Here is a 20,573-nt window from a genome sequence, read left to right as displayed (position 1 = left end):
AGAGAGGAATAAAAGGAAAAGATTCGTGACCTATCTGTTTATCTCAGATTTACATTTGTCACCTGATCACCCTCGACTTGTTCGGGGGTTTTTAGATTTATTAACTGAATATCAAAATCAAAATACCCAATTGTATATTCTGGGTGACTGGTTCAATGCCTGGATTGGTGATGACTATACCTCTCCATGGCTGGACGAAATTGTCACTGCATTAAAACAGTTTACTCAGGCTGGGAATCAAGTCTATTTTCAGGCCGGCAACCGGGATTTTGTCTTAGGAAGTAAATTTTTAGCTCGATTTGGCGGGCAGCTTCTTCCCGAAATCGATCAGCTAATCATTGCCGGAACACATTTTCGCCTGGAACATGGCGATGCCCTATGTACCGATGACGTCTCCTATCAGCGTTTTAAAAAGATTATTCGTCATCCCTGGCTACTTGGCTTCTTAAGAAAAACCCCTCTCTCATTTCGAACCAGACTAGCCAACCGCTTTCGTCAACAAAGCCATCAGGCACAACAGTTTAAAAGCTATGAAGTGATGGACGTCAACCCACATGCAGTTGAGCTGGCATTACAGGATGTAGATGTACTAATCCATGGTCATACGCATCGCGCAGCCATTCATCAGTTAGCCCAGAAAAGAAGAATTGTACTAGGCGACTGGAAAGAAGACAGTGCAGAGATTCTGGAAATTCAGGAAGATCAAAGTTTTGATACCCTGAAACTAAAAAAGTGGCGATATTAATCAGCCACTTTTTACGATATTGATCTGCTTAACACAGACGATAAAGCTGGTTTACCCCAGTATAGAAACTTTTACCATCGAGATTGAACTGAAATTCCTCACCCGTTGGCAATTGAATCATTTTACCGACCTCAACCCAGATAAAACCGTCCATTGTATTTTGCTTGCGCTTTAATGGAACCAGTTTCACGTTAATTTCATTGCCATCAGCGGCAGTGGCAATATGCCATTCATTGATTTTGATCAAAATATTTACTCACACGATATGAGCTTTTTGTGACTATATGGAGAGAGATTAATAACAACCTAGTTTACATAATAGTTCTATGGTTAGTAGATCTTATTTGAGTTCAAATACTTGAACTAAAAAGTACATCACAATCAGCTTAAAATAATAATAGAAGCAAGAACAGTACTTGCTTGAAGTGCAGCCAGTGTAAGCTATTTATCCAGCAAAAGCAAAATTACATTGTAATGACAATAGAATGGGATTTTTAAGAACTTTTTTCATGCTTTGTTAATTATTAGGCTTTTGATTTTTATGATCTAAAATTCATTTTAACGTTACTTCATTTCCGTTGATAAACAAAACCTGTCTTTAAATACCTTAAAATCAATATTAGAGACATGAAACTCAGCCCGAGGTACAGCAAGTTCCACTCTCCCGTCTTTTGATAATTTAGGATCAAGAGAATAGCATTTAAGGCTACAAACAGTACGTGAATCATAAAAAAGGCTTGTTGCACTCGTCTAGTTTTTTGCTGACGTTGGTTCTCTAAGATGTTCTGCTGTTCTTGTAAAAATTGTTCTGCATCTTGAAGGTTCATTATGATTTTCTTATGGCTGAATGAATAGCTCATCTAAAGAATTTCCGGTTAAAAATAAACTAAAAATCTAAGCAAGCTATTCATTCAGAATCTCTTGTTGATTAATAACCGCTAGTCGGATTAATCACATTGATATCCTTTTTATATTTCCCCAATAGATCACGCAAGGAATTCATCAAAATACTGGTATCTACGCCCACTGCTACAAACTCAGTGCCAAGTTCGATATATTTTTGCGTCACTTCATGCTGGGTTGACAGAATTCCTGCAGCTTTGCCTGCAGAACGAATCCGCTGGATTGCATCAATTACAGCTTTTTGTACTTCAGGATGATTCGGATCACCTTGATAACCCATAGTGGCAGATAGATCAACGGCGCCAATAAACACGCCATCAATCCCGTCGATCTGAAGAATAGCATCCAGATTTTCAAGTCCTGTGACCGATTCAATCTGGATTAATAAACAGATTTCTTCATGTGCCGTCTGATAATAATTTGGAATGCTGTTCCAGCGGGTGGCACGTGCCAGTGCAGCACCAACGCCACGAATTCCTTCAGGCGGATAACGGACTGCCCTGACCATGAGTTCGGCCTGTTCCACGGTTTCTACCATCGGAATCAACAGCGTTTGTGCACCGATATCAAGGAGTTGCTTGATCAGTTGTACGCTACCAATGGGTGGTCGTACTACTGCTTGCGAGGGATAAGCAGCAATACTTTGCAGTTGCGACAAAGTCGTTCTCAAATCACTGGGTGCATGCTCACCATCAATCAGCAGCCAGTCATAACCTGCATTTGCCGCAATCTCGGTTCCATAGGCATCTGCCAATCCATAAGCCGATTTGCTGCTGGGTTTTCAGTTTGTGTTTAAAGTAATTGGTCACTTGCATCCGCTAACCTATTTGCATGTTGCTGGCGATGCCTCTTATTAAACGCTTCTCGCTTAAAAGTGCCAATAGACAAAAACTGGATTTTAATCTGATTTAACTCTAAGTTTTGCTTGAATCCAGCTCAAGATCATCTCAAAACAGGCTTTTGTCAACGGCATTTTAAAATTGACCCCTTTTACCTTAAAAATGGCGAAGTAAAATTGACCCCTTTGATCTCGTATTAAGTTTCAACCTGCGGCTGAATCCCAATTCTTTTTTTATCCTTCAAACGATAACTCTCACCCGATATCTGTACCACATGACAGTGATGTAATAGCCGATCTAACATCGCAGCGGTCAACGTAACATCATCCGCAAATGACTTAGACCATTGGCTAAAGGGTAAGTTACTCGTCAATATCGTACTGCCTTTTTCATAACGCTTGGCAATCACGTTAAAGAACAGATTCGCTTCTTCACGTCCAAACGGTAAATAACCAATTTCATCGATAATCAGTAATTTTGGGGCGAGTATCACCCGTTGCATATAGGTTTTCAATTTACCTTGCTGATAGGCTGTACTGAGTTGCAGCATGAGATCGGCGGCGGTAATAAACTTGGTTTTGACATTGTTCATGATGGCCTTATAGCCTAATGCCATAGATAAGTGCGTTTTCCCTACACCGCTAGCCCCGAGAAACACCACATTTTCTGCTCTAGCAATAAAGCTCAGGTTGAACAACTCGACCACCTGTGATTTGGGAGCACCCAGTGCATAATTAAAATCGTAACCTTCCAGCGTTTTCACTTGAGGCAGGCCTGAGAGTTTCATCAGGACCTGCTGGCTGCGCTGTTGCCTGGCAGCATATTCATGCGTCAAGATCGCTTCAACAAAGTCGGCATAACTTCCATCTTGACCTAATGTTTGTTGTGCATGATGTGACCATTGTGATGCGATGGCAGGCAGATTGAGCTTTTGGCAAAGTTGCTCTATACGGTCGTATTGCAGATTCATCAGGAAACTCCCAGCAACTGGTCATATACCGATAAAGGATGCTGCAAACTCTCGTAGGGCATGACATGCTGTGCTGCTGCAACAGGTACAGTGCTAGAACCTGTATCTGATAGCGGTAATGGCGTAAATTTTTGCTGCTCCTGTTGCAGTCGAACAGCCGGTTTTTCTTGCGTGGTGGCATGAATCCGCTGATTGGCGGTTTCATGCAGCCACCGGCCAATGTGGGCATTGGCGACATCAACATCTAACAGTAAACCCGAAGTCTTCAGGCTTGCTTTCAATGGCACAATAAAGCTTGATTTGAGGTATCCATTAAAGCGTTCAACTTTGCCTTTGGTCTGTGCACGGTAGGGCTTACATACGCGAGGACGAAAGCTGTATTTCTTGGCGCAGTCGAGCAGTTTGGGATTCCATTTATGCTGCCCCTCCTGATAGGCATCCCGTTCAATCATGATCGTTTTAGCGTTATCAAACAGGATTTCTTGAGGTACTCCTACAAAAAACTGAAATGCATTTTCTAGACCATCGATCCATGCATCCGTACGTTCATGATCATAAAATTTCACGAAAGTCGCTCTGGAATACCCTAATGTTGCGACAAAGGCTTTTAAAGTCGTGTTGTTGCGTCGAATTGTGGTGAAATCCACCTGCATTTGTTGGCCAGGTTGGGTTTCAAAACGAATGATCGGTTCCGGTTTGGCAACTGGTTTTAATGTTGCAAGATATTCCCTCAATATCCTGATCTTTCCTGGATATCCCAACCTTAAAATTTCCTGGTAGAGCACGACAGCAGGAATCCATTCAGGATGAGCTGCATTTACACGTTGGAGTAAATAGGGTTTATATGGGTCAAGGATACTTATTCTAGGCTGTATACGCTGATACTGAGGTGTGGTGTTTTGCCGTAAATATTTACGTACGGTATTTCTGGACACCCCCAGTTCACGAGTAATGGCTTTAATAGATTTACCTTGTTGATGAAGTATTTGGATTGTCACTGCTTGCTCCAAAGTTAACATGTTGAGCAGTCCAAAATGACCGCTATATTAACCAAGGGGGTCAGTTTTTAAATGCCATTAGGGGGTCATTTTTACACTGCCGCTAACATTTGCCTGATGCTTTGTTATTGTAATAATCAGGGGATGTGAAAAATGTATATATTTAAAACTTCTACTCGCTGTTTATTTAAAAAGATTGGAGTCCATTGATGGATTTACTCAAGATCACACAGACCCGCTATACCACTAAAGCCTATGATCCTAGCAAGAAAATCCCAGCAGAACAGTTTGAACGCTTGTTAGAAATTTTGCGTCTGGCACCCTCTTCGATCAATATTCAGCCTTGGCATTTTTTTATTGCCGATCATGATGCCGCCAAACAGCGCATTGCCAAAGCCTTGGTTGGTACTTATGCCTACAATGCACCCAAAGTTCTGGATTCTTCACATACCATTTTATTCTGCACCAAAGCCGACATTAATGAGTTGCATCTAGAAAACTTATTGAACCGCGATGATCTCAGTGGCCGTTTTAAAGATGAATCAGCCAAAGAAGGTCAGAAAAATACCCGTGCAGGTTATATTCATTATTATCGTAATGAAAAAGGTGATATTCAGCGTTGGGCTGAAAACCAGACCTTCATTGCACTCGGTCAAATGCTCTTGGCTGCCGGAATTGAAGGGGTTGATGCCACACCAATTGGCGGCTTTGACGGAGAGATGATTAGTGAAGAATTACAACTTGCAGAACAGGGTTTGATCCCTTCTGTATTGCTGACTTTAGGCTATCGCAGTGAAAATGATTTCAATGCCAAACTCCCTAAATCACGTCTTGCCGCTGAAGATATTTTCACCAAACTGTAAGGAATTTATGCTATAAAAGGGGTCAAGCGCCCCTTTCCATGTCAATTCGGGCCTATTTTTTGCTTTATTTAATTTACATCTAATAGAATAACAATAGAGGTCATCTATGTCGCTCCTTACATCCAAATCCCTGAAATTTGAATGCCATCATTGCGATAAAATTTATCTCCAGCACTATAAAGAGCAACAGCATCGTTATCCGCACTGTCCAGACTGCCAACAGTCCGGTTTATTGCTTGGACTGGCCGAAGCAGGTGACCTGCTCCGACATCCGATTGAATTTGCATCCTCTTATGTCAAGCAGACATTGCATAAGCTAGGCAAATCACACTAGTCAAGCCTAGCAGTAATCCTAAAGTACTTGCAGGTTTGAGCCGTTCTTTAAAGAATACCAGACCTGCTATCACACCAAATACCACCACCAGAATATTCATGCCAGCAAAGACGATCGCAGGTGAATCCTTAAGCAGCATATGGGCTTTGACATAGAAAGCAATATTGGCAAAATTCAGGAAACCCAATAACAGACCAGCGCCGATATTCTGCATCGAGCCCAAGCTTTTATATTTGATTAACAGATAGCCCATCGAAATGATCAGGGCACAAACAAACATTAGATTCAGCGCCACCGCGAATTGGAGGCCCAGACTGGTTGTATATTTCAACAATACATCAATCAGTGCATAACCGACCCAGACCAAGCCCAGATACAACATTCCCTGACTGCTCTGTCCTGTACTTTGTCGATGTGAAAACAGGATGCACAGCACTGCTCCAATACCTAAAGCGATCCCAAGTATTTTCAGCTGATTAAACTGTTCCTGAAAAATGAAATAGGCTGCAGCCAGTGACAAAACTACAGAAAGTCGCTGGGCAATTTCGGTTTTTAAAATTCCAGCCGTTTGCAAAGCCTTGGCCAAAAACAGAAATACGCTCGGAAGCAAAATACCCAGAGCCAGAATAAGCAACCAAGGCGTCTGAGACATTGAAATATGCTGAATATCAGGCTTAAACCAGAAAAAACACAAGAGACTAGCTGTCATATAGTTCCAGCTAATCATGTGTATCGGACTCAAGCCCTTATTTTTGGCGACTTTTAATAATATTGAGACCGCAACGCTGCATAGCGCTGCTGCGAAAATCAGTTCCATATGCTGCTCTTATTCTTGATATTTATGAGTCTACAAAAAAGCCCACATTTGCAGTGGGCTTTTTTTATAAATGATTCACTGGGAATTATTTATAGTGTGACACCATTTTCTCTAAAGAGATTGGGCGAATCTTGTCTGCATTGCCTGCAGTACCAAAAGCTTCGTAACGATCGATACAGATTTGCTTCATTGCATCTACAGTTGCGCTGAAGAATTTACGTGGATCGAATTCGCTTGGTTTTTCTGCCATCATACGACGCATTGCACCGGTAGATGCTAAACGCAAGTCAGTATCGATGTTAATCTTGCGCACGCCGTGTTTGATCGCTTCAACCAGCTGTTCAACCGGAACACCGTAAGTTTCCTTGATGTCGCCGCCATACTGGTTAATCACTGCCAACCATTCTTGTGGCACAGAGCTTGAACCGTGCATGACAAGATGTGTGTTTGGAAGTGCTGCGTGAATTTCTTTAATGCGGTCAATCGCAAGAATATCACCTGTAGGTGGACGCGTGAACTTGTACGCACCGTGTGAAGTACCTACTGCAATTGCAAGCGCATCAACATTGGTATCAGCAACGAAGCTACGCGCTTCTTCAACTGAAGTCAGGAGTTGAGAATGATCCAGTACGCCTTCTGCGCCTACGCCATCTTCTTCACCCGCCATACCTGTTTCAAGGCTACCCAAACAACCGATTTCACCTTCAACAGATACGCCACACGCATGTGCCATTTGAACTGTACGGCGAGTCACATCAACGTTATATTCATATGAAGTTGGTGTTTTACCGTCTTCACCCAGTGAACCGTCCATCATTACTGATGAAAAGCCTAACTGGATTGAACGTTGACAAATGTCAGGGCTGGTACCGTGGTCTTGATGCATTACCACTGGAATATGTGGCCATTCTTCAATTGCAGCCAAAATTAGGTGACGCAAGAACGGAGCGCCTGCATATTTACGCGCACCCGCAGATGCTTGTACGATAACAGGTGAATTGGTTGCATCTGCTGCAAGCATAATTGCACGCATTTGTTCTAAGTTGTTTACGTTAAATGCTGGTACGCCGTAAGCATGTTCGCCGGCGTGATCCAAGAGCTGGCGCAATGAAATAAGAGCCATAATATCCTCCCAGTGAATGCCACATATTCTACATGTTCAAAGGTTTCAATTCAGCAACAAATAACACTATTTAAAAAAAATCCCTGCATTTGCAGGGATTTTGTGTCACATCAACCGGATTAAGGTGCTACAGGCTCTGAAGTCGCAGCAACTGACTCGTCTGCAGTTGCTTCATCGGCTGGTGCATTGGCAACTTCAGCCGGGATATCGGTATTTTTTTCGTCTAGAATTGGCTGATCAATGGCATCAATGGCAGCTTGCTGTTCTGGAGTCACCGCCTGATCCGCCACTGCTGCCGAGCTTTCTGCTTCAGCTTCTGGTGTGCTTTCCTGTTTTGCACATGCAGTCAGTGCCAGAGAAGCTGCTAATAATACTGCGATAGTTAACTGTTTCTTCATCACGTATTCTCGTCATTTGGTGATTTAATTACTGCATCTTATGACAGATTTATTGCATTTTAATGACGAAGCCATGAAGGGTAAGTTTTCACTGTCAAAAAAATGACATAAAAAAAGCTGGCACTGGGCCAGCTTTTTAGCTTAGGACATGCAATTAAGCACGTTCTAATAGTACCGCAACTGCAGGAAGAGTTTTACCTTCAACGAATTCAAGGAATGCACCGCCACCCGTCGAGATATAACCAATTTTGTCAGCCACTTCATATTTATCAATCGCAGCAAGTGTGTCCCCACCACCCGCGATCGAGAAACCTTCCGATTCAGCAATTGCTAAAGATAAAGTTTTAGTCCCTTCACCGAATTGATCGACTTCAAATACGCCAACCGGGCCATTCCAAAGAATGGTTTTAGAGGTTTTCAGAATTTCTGCAAATGCTTTCGCAGTTTCCGGACCTACATCCAGAATCATGTCGTTGTCAGCAACATCGGCAACGTTTTTCACCGTTGCTTTCGCAGCAGCCAATGAACCCAGGAAATCCTCAAAGTTGATTTCAGAGGCATCTGCAACCACAACGTCAGTAGGAAGTGGCACTGATACTTTTGCAGCAATGGCTTTTGCTGTATCGATCAGGTCTTTTTCACACAGTGATTTACCAACGTTATAGCCTGCTGCAGCAAGGAAAGTATTGGCAATACCACCACCCACGATCAATTGATCACAGATATCAGAAAGTGAGGTTAAAACATCCAGCTTGGTAGAGACTTTAGAACCCGCAACAATCGCCACCATTGGCTTTTCTGGCGTTTGCAGTGCACGGCCAAGTGCATCCAGTTCAGCTGCCAGTAAAGGACCTGCTGCTGCAACTTTCGCTAAACGCGCTACGCCTTCAGTAGATGCTTCTGCACGGTGCGCTGTACCAAAGGCATCCATTACAAATACGTCGCAAAGTGCTGCATATTTTGCTGCAAGTTCAGGATTGTTTTTCTTCTCGCCGACGTTAAAACGGCAGTTTTCAAGCAGAACCACCTGACCTGGCTGAACATCAACGCCATCTAAATAGTCAGTGAACAGTTTCACTTCTTGGCCCAAAGCTTCAGTCAAGTAAGCCGCTACAGGAGCAAGTGACTGTTCAGCCTTAGGCTCACCTTCAACCGGACGACCCAGATGAGAATACACCATGACTGCAGCGCCTTTTTCTAATGCTGCTTTAATCGTTGGCAATGCTGCACGAAGACGCGCATCGCTGGTGATCACACCATTTTTAACAGGAACGTTTAAATCTTCACGGATCAGAACACGTTTACCTGCTAAATCGAGGTCAGTCATACGCTGAAAGTTCATGTAGAGCTCACTTTATAGATATTAAAACCAGGCGATTTTAAATGATTATGCAGAAAAAGGTTAGCATCTTTTGCAGAAAACATTATGAATGCCAAAGTTTTGTTATGATAGAAAAAAGCCTCTTTTAGATTCAGTCCCTATGTCGATACATCCTGATCCAAATCTTAACCGTTTGAACGTGTTAGGTGAGCCTTTGTCCAGCTGTTGCTTCGATCCGATTACCGGTTATTTCCGCAATGGCTTTTGCCATACTGCGACCACTGATCTGGGCCAGCACACGGTTTGCGCGCAAATGACTTCAGAATTTCTGAATTTTTCTCAAAAAGTCGGTAATGACCTGATTACGCCTTTGCCTGAACTGGATTTCCCCGGCCTGCAACCTGGCGATTTCTGGTGTATCTGCGTAACGCGCTGGGTCGAAGCCTATGAAGCAGGTCAAGCACCTCCAATCAAGCTGCAAGCCTGTCACAAAGCTGTTCTGGCTTATGTGCCGTTAAATATTCTTGAGGAATATGCTGTCTAATGAATTCTGTACAGATTATTTTGGCATCATCCAGTCAAACCCGCAAAGCGCTGATGGATCGTCTGCATATTGATTATATTTCCATGGTACCGGATATTGATGAATCTCCTCGCGGGGAAAATCACGCAGATGATCTGGCACAACGACTAGCTTTCGAGAAAGCCAGATATATTGCCGAACAGAATCCTGAAGCGATTGTGATCGGCTCGGATCAGGTGGCATGGCGTGAAGGTGCACCGGATATTTTTATCGGTAAACCGTTAACGACTGAAAAAGCCATTCGCCAGCTCCAAGCTAACTCGGACAAGATTGTCTATTTCAGTACGGCGCTCAGTGTACAGCAACAATCGACGGGTTTTGAACAAAGTCTGGTCGAACACTATAAAGTCAAGTTTCGTAAACTTTCTCAGGCCGAAATCGAGCGCTATGTCGAGATTGAACAGCCACTGCATTGTGCTGGCAGTTTCAAATGTGAAAGCTTAGGAATTAGCCTGTTTGAAGAAATGACCGGGCAAGACCAGACCACACTGATGGGTATGCCGATGATCAAGCTATGCAATATTCTTCGTGAATTAAAAATTTTAGTTCCTTAATCTCTCTCTTTAAATTCAGGCTGTAATCTATGTCTCAACCTTTAGACGTTTTAGGCGGCATCACCGCTGAACAATTCCTTAGCGAATACTGGCAAAAGAAACCATTACTGGTGCGTAATGCGATGCCTGAAATCGCCAGTTTGCTTGAACCCAATGATGTGATGGAACTTGCGCTTGAAGAACATGTCACTGCCCGTCTCATCAAGCAGAAAGATCGTGATCCGAATCAATGGAGCGTGAAATCTTCACCTTTGCTCAAAGCAGATTTTCAGAAAATGCCAAAACTCTGGACACTTTTGGTTCAGGCTGTAGATCACTATTCATTTGACCTGTCGGCACTTTGGAAAAAATTCCCATTTATTCCACAATGGCGTCGCGATGACATCATGGTGTCTTATGCACCGCAAGGCGGTTCAGTCGGCAAGCATTTCGATTTCTATGATGTGTTTCTGGTACAAGGCTATGGCCATCGTCGCTGGCAGCTTGGGCAAATGTGTGATACCGAAACTCCATTTGTTCCGGGTCAACCGCTTAAATTATTGCCTGAAATAGAAGTGGACTTTGATGAAGTGCTGGCACCTGGCGACTTGCTCTATGTGCCGCCTGGTCTGGCTCATTACGGCGTGGCTGAAGATGACTGCCTGACTTATTCATTCGGTTTCCGCATGCCAAATATCAGTGACATGATGGATCGTGTCGGGGATAAATTCTCTGAAAATGAAACGCTGCGTAACCCATTGCTGGATATCATCCGTGATCAAGTCGGTGCTATCGGTGAAGTGAGCAGCAATGAGCTGGAATATCTGAAAGAACACATCATGCAGCAACTGCATAATTCCAATGTTCTCGAAGATGCCATCATGAGCTTGATGTCCGAACCTAAATATCCTGAAAACCTGCCTGAAGCAGAAGAAATCGGTACAGGTGATCTGGAAGAAGCACTCGATCAGGGCTATAGCCTGATGCTCGAACCTGCGTCACGCCTGCTTTATACTGAAACGGACGGCGACGTTCTGTTCTGGGCAAATGGTGAGGGTGTGTGCATCTCTGAGACATTTACCGCAAAACTCAAACAGCTTGCAGATGGTGAAGCGCTGTTATTCAGTGAAGACTTCGCTGATGAAGAAATTCTGGAAGATGTTGCAGCATTATTGAATGAAGCCGTGTTGATGTTGGTTCCACCTGCTGACGACGAGTAAGCGTTTAACGACTCGTTAAGCGATAATAAAAAGAGGATCACATGATCCTCTTTTTATTTTCTACTAAAATTCTAGTTACTTAAGGCTGATACAGCTCTAATACAACACGAATCAGCGTATCTCCTTGTTCAGATTCAATCTGGAACAATCCTCCCATGCGCTCAACCCGCATTTTCATGCTGCGCATTCCAATACTCAGGCCATTTTTTTGCACCATGTCAGCATCGAAACCGATGCCATTATCCTGAATGCTTAAAGTAAGCTGATGTGGCTGGGAATATTCCAGACTGACTTTTACCTGACTGGCCTGACTATGCTTAATGATATTGGTCAGACTTTCTTCGACTACTCGGATCAAGGTCAAACACTGTAATGCCGTCGGTTCACGCTGCCAGACTTTTGGAAATGACCATTCAACTACAATCCCCATTTCTTCCATCAGCTGGGTAAAACGATAACGTACCGGTGCGATCCAGAGTACCGGCGTTTGTGGGACTTTATTTTCAATAGATGAACCACTGTCAATGATTTGTCTGAGATCATCTCTGAGCAGTTTCAGCATGGAAAGAAACTGCTGTTTAGAAACTGTTTCGCTACTTTGATCCACCAGAATCATGGAACGGACAATAGACCCTCCCAACCCGTCATGCAGTTCATGTGACAGATTAATCCGTTCTTGCAGACGAACATTCGTCAGCTCCAGTTGATGTTTATCGCTCAGGCTTTTATTCAGGTCGGCACTGACCTGCTGAACTTTACGTTCTAACTGGGTATTAAATTTTTCGATTTTCCTGACATTACGATTCAAGCGTGTGCCCATAATCAGCACGACAAACAGGGTAATAATCGGTGAGGTATAGGGGGATAAAGGTGAAAATTCATTGACCTGGGTTTGGTTCAACATGATCAGGTCGATGACTACACACAGCAAAATCCCCCAGAGACACAGCGTCAGGAAAAGATATTCTCCATTTCGGGTTTTGATGGCCTGATAGCTGACATATACAGTACAACTAATAAAGAGCAATACATAGATGATAAACACTCCGCCCAGTACCTGCTCCAGATAATCCAAGGAACTGATCATAACCAGTAAGCTGGACAGAACGCTGACCAGAATAAATCCTCGCTCCAACTGCTTAAATTTCTGTTTTACAAAGCGGATCAGATACAGACAAAAACAATGGATATAGGCAATAAAAAAAAGCATATTGGCTTTAGCTGCCGAAATCGTGGAGTGAAATGGAAAATTTTCTGTAGTCAAGACATTGGAAATAAACAGAATCCACAACAGTGAACTGAGTGCCAGCCAGCCAAAAGTGGTTTCTGAACGCCGGAATAACCAGATAATGAAACAGATCAGCCCAATCGTGGCAGAGAAAATCATATTGATCTGGAATACGGTACGGCGATCCCAGATTTTTTCCAAATACTGCTGGCTATTCACCAACACATTATTAAACTGAATATTGCCCAGGCCCGCGCTTTGGAAACTGTAGCCATTTACATAAATCAGGATTTCATTACTGTCTTTACGCAAACCGCTAATCGGGAAAACCCAGTAACGCGGCATATTCCAGCTTTTCGACAAGGGCTCTTGCAAGTTCCGGTCAGACCAAAGCAAGTCACCATTCAGGAACACGGCACCTGCCGAATTAATATAATCAATAGAAAAGGCAACCGGTTCTGCAAGACGAATATTGTCCTGACATGACCAACGCCAGACAATCTTGTACCAGGCACCCCCATGATAATTCTTCCAGTTATTCTGCCAGTTATCCGGCAAACGTACGCTTTGCCAGCCCGATGTCGGCATCTCGGTAGGACCCTGAGCCTGAACCTTCTGAATATATTCGATCTTCACCTGACAAAGATCATTAATCTGAAAATGGTTTTGTGCCTGACTGATACTACAGAACAAGCAAAGCCAGCTGCACAGGACAAAAACACCGATCCATTTCAGTCGCTGCCGTTTGCTGCTTCTGGAACAGGCAGATGACATTACAGAATTCCCAGATGCCGTGCGGTACTGACCGCCTTGGTACGTTTACTGACCGAGAGTTTGCGGTAAATATGCTTGATATGACTTTCGACGGTATAGCGTGATACACAGAGCTGCTCGGCAATTTCACGATTACTCAGACCTTGCGCAACCAAGGACAGGATTTCCTGCTCCCGCTGTGTGAGCGTTTCCTGATCCGCAGCTGGCCTGTTCTGTTCTACTGTTCCTGAAATGGTGGGAATAGAAATCTGTTTTAAAATTTCACGGGCAACAAAGGGATCAATCGGTGCACCGCCACGCAAAATACTGCGAATAGCCAAGGCGACTTCAACATCATCCCGTTCTTTCAGCACATAACCGGTCGCACCGGCCTGAATTGCCCTAAACAGGCTATCTTGGGTACTCCAGGCAGACACCACCAGAATCAACGCTTGTGCGTCCTGTTCGCGGATTTTTTCAATAATTGAAATCCCACTTCCATCTGGTAAACCCAAATCTACTAAGGCCAGTGCAATCGGCTGTTGCTGCAAAACGGCATATGCTTCTTTCACCGTATTGGCAAATAACAGAACGTCATCCTGATAACCTAGATTGCTTAATATGATTTTTAAACGGCGCTGGATGACATATTTATCTTCAACGATTAATACTGGTACTGGCAAGACTGCCTCCGATGCTGTCATAAGCACGCCCCTTATATTTATTTTTATATATCCCCTTTAAGATTAAAATATAAACAAAATCACACTAAAAATCATGATTTATTTATTTTTTATTATCTGAAGTTTTAAGCAGCGAGAAACGCTTACGCCCGTTTTCCATATCATAGACATAAAAAATGCCATCTGTTTAGCAGATGGCAGTTCAAGATAGAAAATCTTTTGAAGTTATACGAGCTGTCTACTTTAAGCAGTACCGTATTGCTGTTTTAAATATTTCACAATCTCAGCCGATTCAAACATTTTGGTATCTGTATTTGGATCGACCAGATAGGGAAGCTGAATATTATTTCCCATCATTTCAAACAAATGTTCACGCTTACCGCCTGGTAGTGGTTCATATTTTCCCGGTTTTAAACGCAATTTGGCCGGTCCATAATCTTGCCAGCGCTCTTTAGCGACATTATGAAAAACAAACGGCACTTCCAGTTCACTCAAAACGGCGCGTACAATTCGGGTATAAGGACTGGCCTCAAAGCCCCATAATTCTAATAACAGTTCAGGTGTTGGCCGATCCTTAATCTTGGGAATCACCATTCCGCCGCGTAAACCATTGAGGACGGTTCCCGCAATTGCAGCCACTGGAATTTTAGGATAGTGAGCATATTTCTTGGGAGTTTTGCCGGTTTTGCCATAATGCTTGAACAGATGATCGATAATATCCTGAGACTCATAGAGTCGATCACCGGTATTTTCATCAACTAAAAAAGGAAATTGCAGTTTTCCACCCAATTGCTGCACCTCAGGACGGAAATGAGTACCCCCTCGTGGACATGGATAAACTTCATAATCCAGATTTAGCAAGGTCATGACTTCACGCACCCGACGACAAAATGGTGAACCCTCGTATTCATAGAGCTTCAAGGCTTTTTCAGGCTGATTTGGAAACGGTGTACCCACCATCCCACGTCCACCTTCAGCGATTGAAGAGGCCAAAGCTTGTACAACTTTAATTTGATGACTCAACATAGTATTTTCCTATTTTTGTTTTATATGAATGAAAGACAGAATCTAGGCATCCTGTCTTTCAGGGTACAGATAAGTTTTGTTGTTATTCTTTCATGCAGAAATGCAGATTCCGGCCGATTAAGCCACTAATGCTGTTTTAGACACCACAATACCATTATTGTCTGCATAGACATACTCGCCTGCATTAAACGTGACACCACCAAAACAGAGAGAGATATCAACTTCACCCACACCCTTGCGGTTGCTCTTTTGCGGAATAGCCGCCAATGCATGCACACCAAGATCAAGTTCAGCAATCGCATCGACATCACGAACGCAACCATAAATAATTACGCCATTCCAGTGATTTTTTACCGCTGATTCTGCAATCAGGTCACCCATCAAGGCACAGCGCATGGATGCACCGCCATCTACGACCAGGACCTTGCCTGTTCCATCTGTGGCCAACAACTCTTTCACCCGCGAGTTATCTTCAAAACATTTTACTGTCACAATCTGACCGCCAAAGGTTTTGCGCGCCCCATAACTCTTAAAAAATTTACCGTCCAGGCAAGGTGTCACCACCTGAAGCTCTAATTCTGGATGATCATCTAACAAGTCACAGGTAACAAATGCTGCTGTAGACACGGTGTTTTCCCCTCATTTCATTTTTTGTATGCGTAAATTATCATAAATTTCAAATTTTACCGTCTGAGTTAGCGCGGCCTCGACCATAGTATGAGCCACCTGCTCGGCTGTCACTGGCTTATACGCAAAACTATCCGGAATAAAACGCGATACTTTGTGGTAAACCTGCTGCGCGATATCTTCCAAAAAACGCTGCTCTGGACGTTCACCAATGAGCAATGAAGGTCGAATCAAACTGATTCTGTCCAAGGACAATGTTTGTATATATTCTTCCAGTTCACCTTTGACCCGATTATAGTAAAAATGCGATTGGGAATCGGCACCCATTGCGCTTAGCAAAAGATAATGGGCTGAGGTTTGCTGTAACAGCTCTGCAAAGTGAGCATTTATGGTATAGTCAATACTATAAAATGCCTGTTTGGATCCGGCTTTTTTCATGGTGCTGCCCAGGCAGCTAAAACCATGGCTATGCTTGCTGACATCCTGATCATTCAACATCAGGAAATCTTCCAGTACCAGTTGTTGAACTTTATCCAAAGCATCCAGATCATTTTGATGTTTTCTGACCACTGCAGTAATCTGCTGGCAAGTCGGCTCATCTTGCAAACGTTTTATCAGTTGTTTTCCCACCAAGCCAGTGGCACCTATCACGATGGGATGAGTCAGTGATTTAGTCATTTTTTATACGATCTCCTGGGTGGAATACTAATCTAACGTTTTCTTTAGAATTTTTCTGCATCTAAAATGTTGTCAAAGCATGTCAAGACTTGACTTCGGTGCTTAGTTTAATCAAAATATGGCACTTGTTTACGGGCTGGTGATAATTCCTCTGATGTTGGTTTTCAGTTGAGTTTCAGCCCGCCCAGACCAATCTATTTCAAGGAGTGCACGAGTGGCAAACTCTGCTCAAGCTAAAAAACGTGCTCGTCAAAACGTTAAAGCACGCAAACACAACGCAAGCTTGCGTTCTATGGTTCGTACCTATCTTAAACGTACATTAGCTGCTATCAGCACTAATGACTATGCAGTTGCTACTGAAGCGTACAAATCGCTTGTTCCAGTAATCGACCGTATGGCTGACAAAGGCATCATCCATAAAAACAAAGCAGCTCGTCATAAGAGCCGCTTGAACGCGCAAGTTAAAGCACTAGCTTCTAACTAATCGCAAATGAAAAAAGCCCTTTTTAGGGCTTTTTTTGTGTCTGGAATTTGAAGAAACTAAAAAATATAATGACTCATTCAGAAAAATAATTTGTTTAGACAGCACTCATCCAGTCAATGCGATACTGTGAGATAAAAACCTGAATCTCCCTCTCTTTTAGATTATTGATCTTTATCCATAGAGGATGGCGAAGTGGTTTTATCCTGTTTCGTATTGTCAGTGTCCCGCTTTTGACATGCGGTTAAACCCAAAATCGCGATCAGGCTAAAAATTGTGATAACTTTCATAATTTTCCTCAAGATGAATATTTCTATATTTATTAAGCATAGATAATTTTTATACTTACATTATTGAATTTTCACCCTATAAATGTAAAAGGTGCAGTTTAAAATTTATTTTTATCGTTTTAGCCTGAACTTTATTGAATGATCAATATGAAACGCCCCACCATCTTTATAATTTCTAACTCCCCAATAAAAAACTCAATTGCTGTGAACAATTGAGTTTTGAATAGATCAATTTAATTTAAGAAAGTTGGGAACGTTTAAAATCAGCAATATCCAGTTCATGTACCTGACCGCGCCAGATCCATTTCAGTTTGGACTCCAAAAACACATCACCTTCAAACCAGACAAACAGACCTTCCATCATTTTTGGCCAGTCTTCCCGACTGACGTCTTGACGCCCTGACATCACTGCAATCATCGCTGCGAGAATAGTATCGTGGCTGACAGCCAAACTCAGCCCATATTTATTTTGTGGATGGGTGTTGTAAATCAGTTCCAGTACATCCACCACGCCATGAATCGGCTGTTTCATCCCAGGCAAGGCATTATTGACAAAACTGTTAATAAAACCGAGTGCACCCTGCTTGGCAAAATAAGGCCCAGCTTTTTGAATATCCAGCACAAAGCTGCCAGGCTCCATCAGAAGTCCCTGTTCAATAATTTCAATACGATGGGTATTCTGCTCAGGGGTAACCGCATCTGCCCCTTCAATCATCAATGCAGCGGTATCAATACACCGCTGGATCGGACTTGAAATACAGTGATGAATCACACGATCAGTTTGATCAGCCAGATAAGCACCCCATTCCTGCGCCAGATCCCGCCCCTGATTGGTCAGTTGCAGATCATAGCCTGCCAAACCTTGACCCGGAACCTCTTCACGAATCGAATGCCGTGTAAATAAGGTGACAGGCGTCTGTACATCGGGCAATAAATCAATTGCACTCAACATACTCGGTGGAAGCAGTTTCAGGGACACGTTACAGCCAACTCTGGATTTGGTAATAGGTTAAGCACCACTATAACACGCTCAGAATTTTGCTCAATGCTCGGCCTGCATGTCAGAAACCGCCTGCAATGCAATAATTTTCATATCATTATTCTTATAAGCAATGAATCCGCCATTCAGCAAAGTATCCCGATGATTATAAATAAATGGGCGACCTTCTAAATCGACCAAGCCACCCCCAATCCGTTCGAGCATACATTGACCAGCGCTGGTATCCCATTCCGAGGTCGGATGAAAACGTGGATAGATATCCACCTGATCTTCCAGCATCATGCAAAATTTATAAGCGCTGCCCGCTTTAAATTCAGTGTAGTCCGTGAGCTTGGCCAAACTTTGTAAATATTCGAGATATTTCGGTTTCTGCTGGCTACTTTGGCTCAACCCTACAGCAATCATTTTAGATGTCGAAGACATTGCATAAGCAAACCATGTTCTAGTTTGAATATCATATTTATAAGGCAAGCCCTGCTCAGGACAGAAATAAATCAGTTGCTGCTCTGGAACCGCCAATATGGCAAAAGTGGTCAAACTGCCTCTGACCAGACTCAAATTAATGGTAAATTCGGGGCGCTGGTGCAAAAACTCTTTAGTGCCATCTAACGGATCCAGTAACCAGAATTCTGACCATGAGCGGCGTTCATGTTCCTGTCCTTCTTCAGACAGTAAAGGCAAGCTGGAAATCTCTGCCAAAGCTTGGGTCAGATAAGTATTAACCCGAAAATCTGCCTGAGTCACCGGAGAATTATCATTTTTTTTGATGACATCAAAAGCTGCACCAGAACAATAACGCTGATATTCTTCTCGCAAAATTTCACAGGCTTGTGTCAAAATGGGCACAAACTGCAAAATCATTGGATCTTGTGGTGCTGCTGTTGCTTTAAACATAGAAAACCTAAATATGTCAAAATGCTCTGAAAAACCTACCATAATTTTCGATATGGATGGCACTTTACTTGATCTTGCCTACGATGATTTCATCTGGAACGAGTTATTGCCTGTGCGTTATGCTGCCACACATGGCTGTAGCCTGGAACACAGCCAGGCGACACTCTATGCATTCTATCAGGAACATAATCATACCTTAAACTGGTACTCTTCACGCTTCTGGACGGCTAAAGTCGAAGTCGATGTTCTGGCGATGCAAATTGAACATAAAGATAAAGTGGCCTTACGCCCGCATTGTCTCGAATTGCTCGATTATCTTAAAAATAATGGCTATCCCATCTGGCTGGCCACCAATGCTGACTGTGCGGGTCTAGCATTTAAACTGGATCATTTGAATTTAAGAGATTATTTCGATGTGATTGTCAGTTCAGAAACGATCGGACATGCCAAAGAATTTATCGAGTTCTGGCAAGGCCTGAATGCGTTGCATCCATTTGACCCTGCACATGCTTATTTTATTGATGATACTGAAAAAGTCCTGAATGGGGCTCAAGCCTATGGCATTCAGAACCTGTTCAGCATCCAGCAGCCCTCTTCAGCCAAAGTAGCACGTCAGACTTGTAATTACCCGATGCTGCACCAATTAACAGATTTAATCACTCATTTAAATCAGGCTGAGGTAGAAAAAAAATATGCGTAAATCGTCTTTACCCGAAGATGCGGTAGGCATGCGTATAGACAAATGGCTGTGGGCAGCACGGTTTTTTAAAACCCGCTCGATTGCCAAACATGCGATTGAAGGTGGCAAAGTCCATCACAATGGTGAACGTGTCAAGGTATCGCGCGAAGTCCGTGTTGGTATGGAACTGACGATTCAGCAAGGCATCGACAAAAAAACCGTGCTGGTTAAGGAACTTTCTGATGTTCGTGGACCTGCACCCGTGGCACAAAAACTGTATGAAGAAACCGAAGTCAGTATTGCACGCCGGGAATTGATTACATCACAAAGAAAGTTGCATAATCTAGCTCGTCCCGACCATCGTCCAAGCAAGAAGGATCGTCGTGATATCAGTAGATTTAAAAATGAAAATAGTCAGAATTTCGATCAGTCATGGTCCTATAATGACGATTAAATTTAAGCGTCAGAATATGTCGTACATGCGCTGACTTTTATAGAACACTAGGGAAAATTCTGTCACTATACACCTGTGGAACAAAGCTCTAATTTAAGACATCCACTTGAGTACTAACTTAGTGACATCGTAT

The 20,573-nt window shown here is 43.0% G+C and carries 24 protein-coding genes and 1 pseudogene; 9 read left to right on the top strand and 16 right to left on the bottom strand.

Annotated elements, in window-relative coordinates; translation table 11 throughout:
- The first annotated feature begins 25 nt into the window (after positions 1-25).
- Positions 26-745, top strand: a complete 720-nt coding sequence (locus HGD77_RS06970) for a UDP-2,3-diacylglucosamine diphosphatase (RefSeq protein ID WP_004646748.1) — start codon at positions 26-28, stop codon at positions 743-745.
- A gap of 28 nt (positions 746-773) precedes the next feature.
- Here HGD77_RS06970 and HGD77_RS06965 read toward each other — a convergent pair whose 3' ends face one another.
- The 4 genes and pseudogenes from HGD77_RS06965 to istA form a co-directional block, all read right to left on the bottom strand.
- Positions 774-992, bottom strand: coding sequence for a hypothetical protein (locus tag HGD77_RS06965; RefSeq protein WP_004279847.1), 219 nt, complete (start codon positions 990-992; stop codon positions 774-776).
- 681 nt (positions 993-1,673) lie between these two features.
- Positions 1,674-2,463, bottom strand: a pseudogene (gene hpaI / locus HGD77_RS06955) (4-hydroxy-2-oxoheptanedioate aldolase).
- Between the two features lie 220 nt (positions 2,464-2,683).
- Entirely contained in the window at positions 2,684-3,457 is a 774-nt protein-coding gene (istB, locus tag HGD77_RS06950; protein WP_005105266.1) for an IS21-like element ISAba8 family helper ATPase IstB, read from the bottom strand.
- Positions 3,457-4,476, bottom strand: a complete 1,020-nt coding sequence (gene istA / locus HGD77_RS06945) for an IS21-like element ISAba8 family transposase (protein WP_005263048.1) — start codon at positions 4,474-4,476, stop codon at positions 3,457-3,459. Before istA ends, istB begins: the two co-directional genes overlap by 1 nt.
- Before the next feature lie 188 nt (positions 4,477-4,664).
- On the opposite strand from istA, the gene nfsB reads away from it, so the two are divergent.
- Together nfsB and HGD77_RS06935 are read left to right on the top strand one after the other, a co-directional pair.
- Positions 4,665-5,318: an oxygen-insensitive NAD(P)H nitroreductase gene (gene nfsB, locus HGD77_RS06940; protein ID WP_004646745.1), complete on the top strand. Its 654-nt coding sequence runs from the start codon at positions 4,665-4,667 to the stop codon at positions 5,316-5,318.
- A gap of 106 nt (positions 5,319-5,424) precedes the next feature.
- Entirely contained in the window at positions 5,425-5,652 is a 228-nt protein-coding gene (locus HGD77_RS06935; RefSeq protein WP_004646744.1) for a hypothetical protein, read from the top strand.
- On the opposite strand, the gene HGD77_RS06930 is transcribed toward HGD77_RS06935, so the two are convergent.
- The 4 genes from HGD77_RS06930 to HGD77_RS06915 form a co-directional block, all read right to left on the bottom strand.
- The gene (locus HGD77_RS06930; protein WP_004646742.1) at positions 5,615-6,469 is read right to left on the bottom strand and encodes an EamA family transporter; all 855 of its coding nucleotides are present in this window, start codon (positions 6,467-6,469) and stop codon (positions 5,615-5,617) included. The two genes, HGD77_RS06935 and HGD77_RS06930, sit on opposite strands and share 38 nt — an antisense overlap.
- An 85-nt stretch (positions 6,470-6,554) precedes the next feature.
- The gene (gene fba / locus HGD77_RS06925) at positions 6,555-7,592 is read right to left on the bottom strand and encodes a class II fructose-bisphosphate aldolase (RefSeq protein ID WP_004279853.1); all 1,038 of its coding nucleotides are present in this window, start codon (positions 7,590-7,592) and stop codon (positions 6,555-6,557) included.
- A 119-nt stretch (positions 7,593-7,711) separates the two neighbouring features.
- Positions 7,712-7,990: a hypothetical protein gene (locus tag HGD77_RS06920; protein ID WP_004646741.1), complete on the bottom strand. Its 279-nt coding sequence runs from the start codon at positions 7,988-7,990 to the stop codon at positions 7,712-7,714.
- 154 nt (positions 7,991-8,144) lie between these two features.
- Entirely contained in the window at positions 8,145-9,332 is a 1,188-nt protein-coding gene (locus HGD77_RS06915) for a phosphoglycerate kinase (protein WP_004646740.1), read from the bottom strand.
- 139 nt (positions 9,333-9,471) lie between these two features.
- On the opposite strand from HGD77_RS06915, the gene HGD77_RS06910 reads away from it, so the two are divergent.
- The 3 genes from HGD77_RS06910 to HGD77_RS06900 are packed head-to-tail and all read left to right on the top strand — an operon-like array spanning position 9,472 to position 11,647.
- Positions 9,472-9,855: a DUF2237 family protein gene (locus HGD77_RS06910; protein ID WP_004279857.1), complete on the top strand. Its 384-nt coding sequence runs from the start codon at positions 9,472-9,474 to the stop codon at positions 9,853-9,855.
- Entirely contained in the window at positions 9,855-10,448 is a 594-nt protein-coding gene (locus HGD77_RS06905) for a Maf family protein (protein WP_004646739.1), read from the top strand. The genes HGD77_RS06910 and HGD77_RS06905 overlap by 1 nt, the downstream gene beginning before the upstream one ends.
- Before the next feature lie 29 nt (positions 10,449-10,477).
- Positions 10,478-11,647 carry a cupin domain-containing protein gene (locus tag HGD77_RS06900; protein WP_004646738.1) on the top strand — a complete coding sequence of 390 codons (1,170 nt, stop codon included), beginning with the start codon at positions 10,478-10,480 and terminating at the stop codon, positions 11,645-11,647.
- A gap of 79 nt (positions 11,648-11,726) precedes the next feature.
- Here HGD77_RS06900 and HGD77_RS06895 read toward each other — a convergent pair whose 3' ends face one another.
- The 5 genes from HGD77_RS06895 to HGD77_RS06875 form a co-directional block, all read right to left on the bottom strand.
- Entirely contained in the window at positions 11,727-13,649 is a 1,923-nt protein-coding gene (locus HGD77_RS06895) for a sensor histidine kinase (RefSeq protein WP_004646735.1), read from the bottom strand.
- Entirely contained in the window at positions 13,649-14,332 is a 684-nt protein-coding gene (locus tag HGD77_RS06890; protein WP_168730760.1) for a response regulator, read from the bottom strand. The genes HGD77_RS06895 and HGD77_RS06890 overlap by 1 nt, the downstream gene beginning before the upstream one ends.
- A gap of 222 nt (positions 14,333-14,554) precedes the next feature.
- Positions 14,555-15,337 (bottom strand): glutathione S-transferase N-terminal domain-containing protein, encoded by a 783-nt coding sequence (locus tag HGD77_RS06885; protein WP_005263051.1) that lies wholly within the window; start codon positions 15,335-15,337, stop codon positions 14,555-14,557.
- Positions 15,338-15,454: 117 nt separating this feature from the next.
- Positions 15,455-15,964, bottom strand: a complete 510-nt coding sequence (gene rraA / locus HGD77_RS06880) for a ribonuclease E activity regulator RraA (protein WP_004279866.1) — start codon at positions 15,962-15,964, stop codon at positions 15,455-15,457.
- Between the two features lie 12 nt (positions 15,965-15,976).
- A complete protein-coding gene (locus HGD77_RS06875; RefSeq protein ID WP_004646732.1) occupies positions 15,977-16,642 on the bottom strand; it encodes an NAD(P)H-binding protein in 666 nt (221 codons plus the stop codon).
- A gap of 214 nt (positions 16,643-16,856) precedes the next feature.
- Here HGD77_RS06875 and rpsT point away from each other — a divergent pair, with 214 nt between their 5' ends.
- Positions 16,857-17,126 (top strand): 30S ribosomal protein S20, encoded by a 270-nt coding sequence (gene rpsT / locus HGD77_RS06870; protein WP_004279868.1) that lies wholly within the window; start codon positions 16,857-16,859, stop codon positions 17,124-17,126.
- 161 nt (positions 17,127-17,287) lie between these two features.
- Here rpsT and HGD77_RS17130 read toward each other — a convergent pair whose 3' ends face one another.
- The 3 genes from HGD77_RS17130 to HGD77_RS06860 form a co-directional block, all read right to left on the bottom strand.
- Complete coding sequence (locus tag HGD77_RS17130) at positions 17,288-17,413, bottom strand: hypothetical protein (protein WP_004646731.1); 126 nt, start codon at positions 17,411-17,413, stop codon at positions 17,288-17,290.
- Positions 17,414-17,651: 238 nt separating this feature from the next.
- Positions 17,652-18,392 carry a histidine phosphatase family protein gene (locus HGD77_RS06865; RefSeq protein ID WP_004646730.1) on the bottom strand — a complete coding sequence of 247 codons (741 nt, stop codon included), beginning with the start codon at positions 18,390-18,392 and terminating at the stop codon, positions 17,652-17,654.
- 63 nt (positions 18,393-18,455) lie between these two features.
- A complete protein-coding gene (locus tag HGD77_RS06860; RefSeq protein ID WP_004646729.1) occupies positions 18,456-19,307 on the bottom strand; it encodes a 3'(2'),5'-bisphosphate nucleotidase CysQ in 852 nt (283 codons plus the stop codon).
- A 13-nt stretch (positions 19,308-19,320) separates the two neighbouring features.
- Here HGD77_RS06860 and HGD77_RS06855 point away from each other — a divergent pair, with 13 nt between their 5' ends.
- A complete protein-coding gene (locus HGD77_RS06855) occupies positions 19,321-20,007 on the top strand; it encodes an HAD-IA family hydrolase (RefSeq protein ID WP_016806963.1) in 687 nt (228 codons plus the stop codon).
- The gene (locus tag HGD77_RS06850) at positions 20,000-20,440 is read left to right on the top strand and encodes an RNA-binding S4 domain-containing protein (RefSeq protein WP_004646726.1); all 441 of its coding nucleotides are present in this window, start codon (positions 20,000-20,002) and stop codon (positions 20,438-20,440) included. The genes HGD77_RS06855 and HGD77_RS06850 overlap by 8 nt, the downstream gene beginning before the upstream one ends.
- Positions 20,441-20,573 lie beyond the last annotated feature (133 nt).

Origin of the sequence: Acinetobacter sp. NEB149 (assembly GCF_012516415.1) — a bacterium.
Taxonomy (GTDB): domain Bacteria; phylum Pseudomonadota; class Gammaproteobacteria; order Pseudomonadales; family Moraxellaceae; genus Acinetobacter; species Acinetobacter lwoffii_V.
The sequence above is the reverse complement of the archived record's forward strand: the minus strand, read 5'-3'. Positions and strand labels throughout refer to the sequence as shown.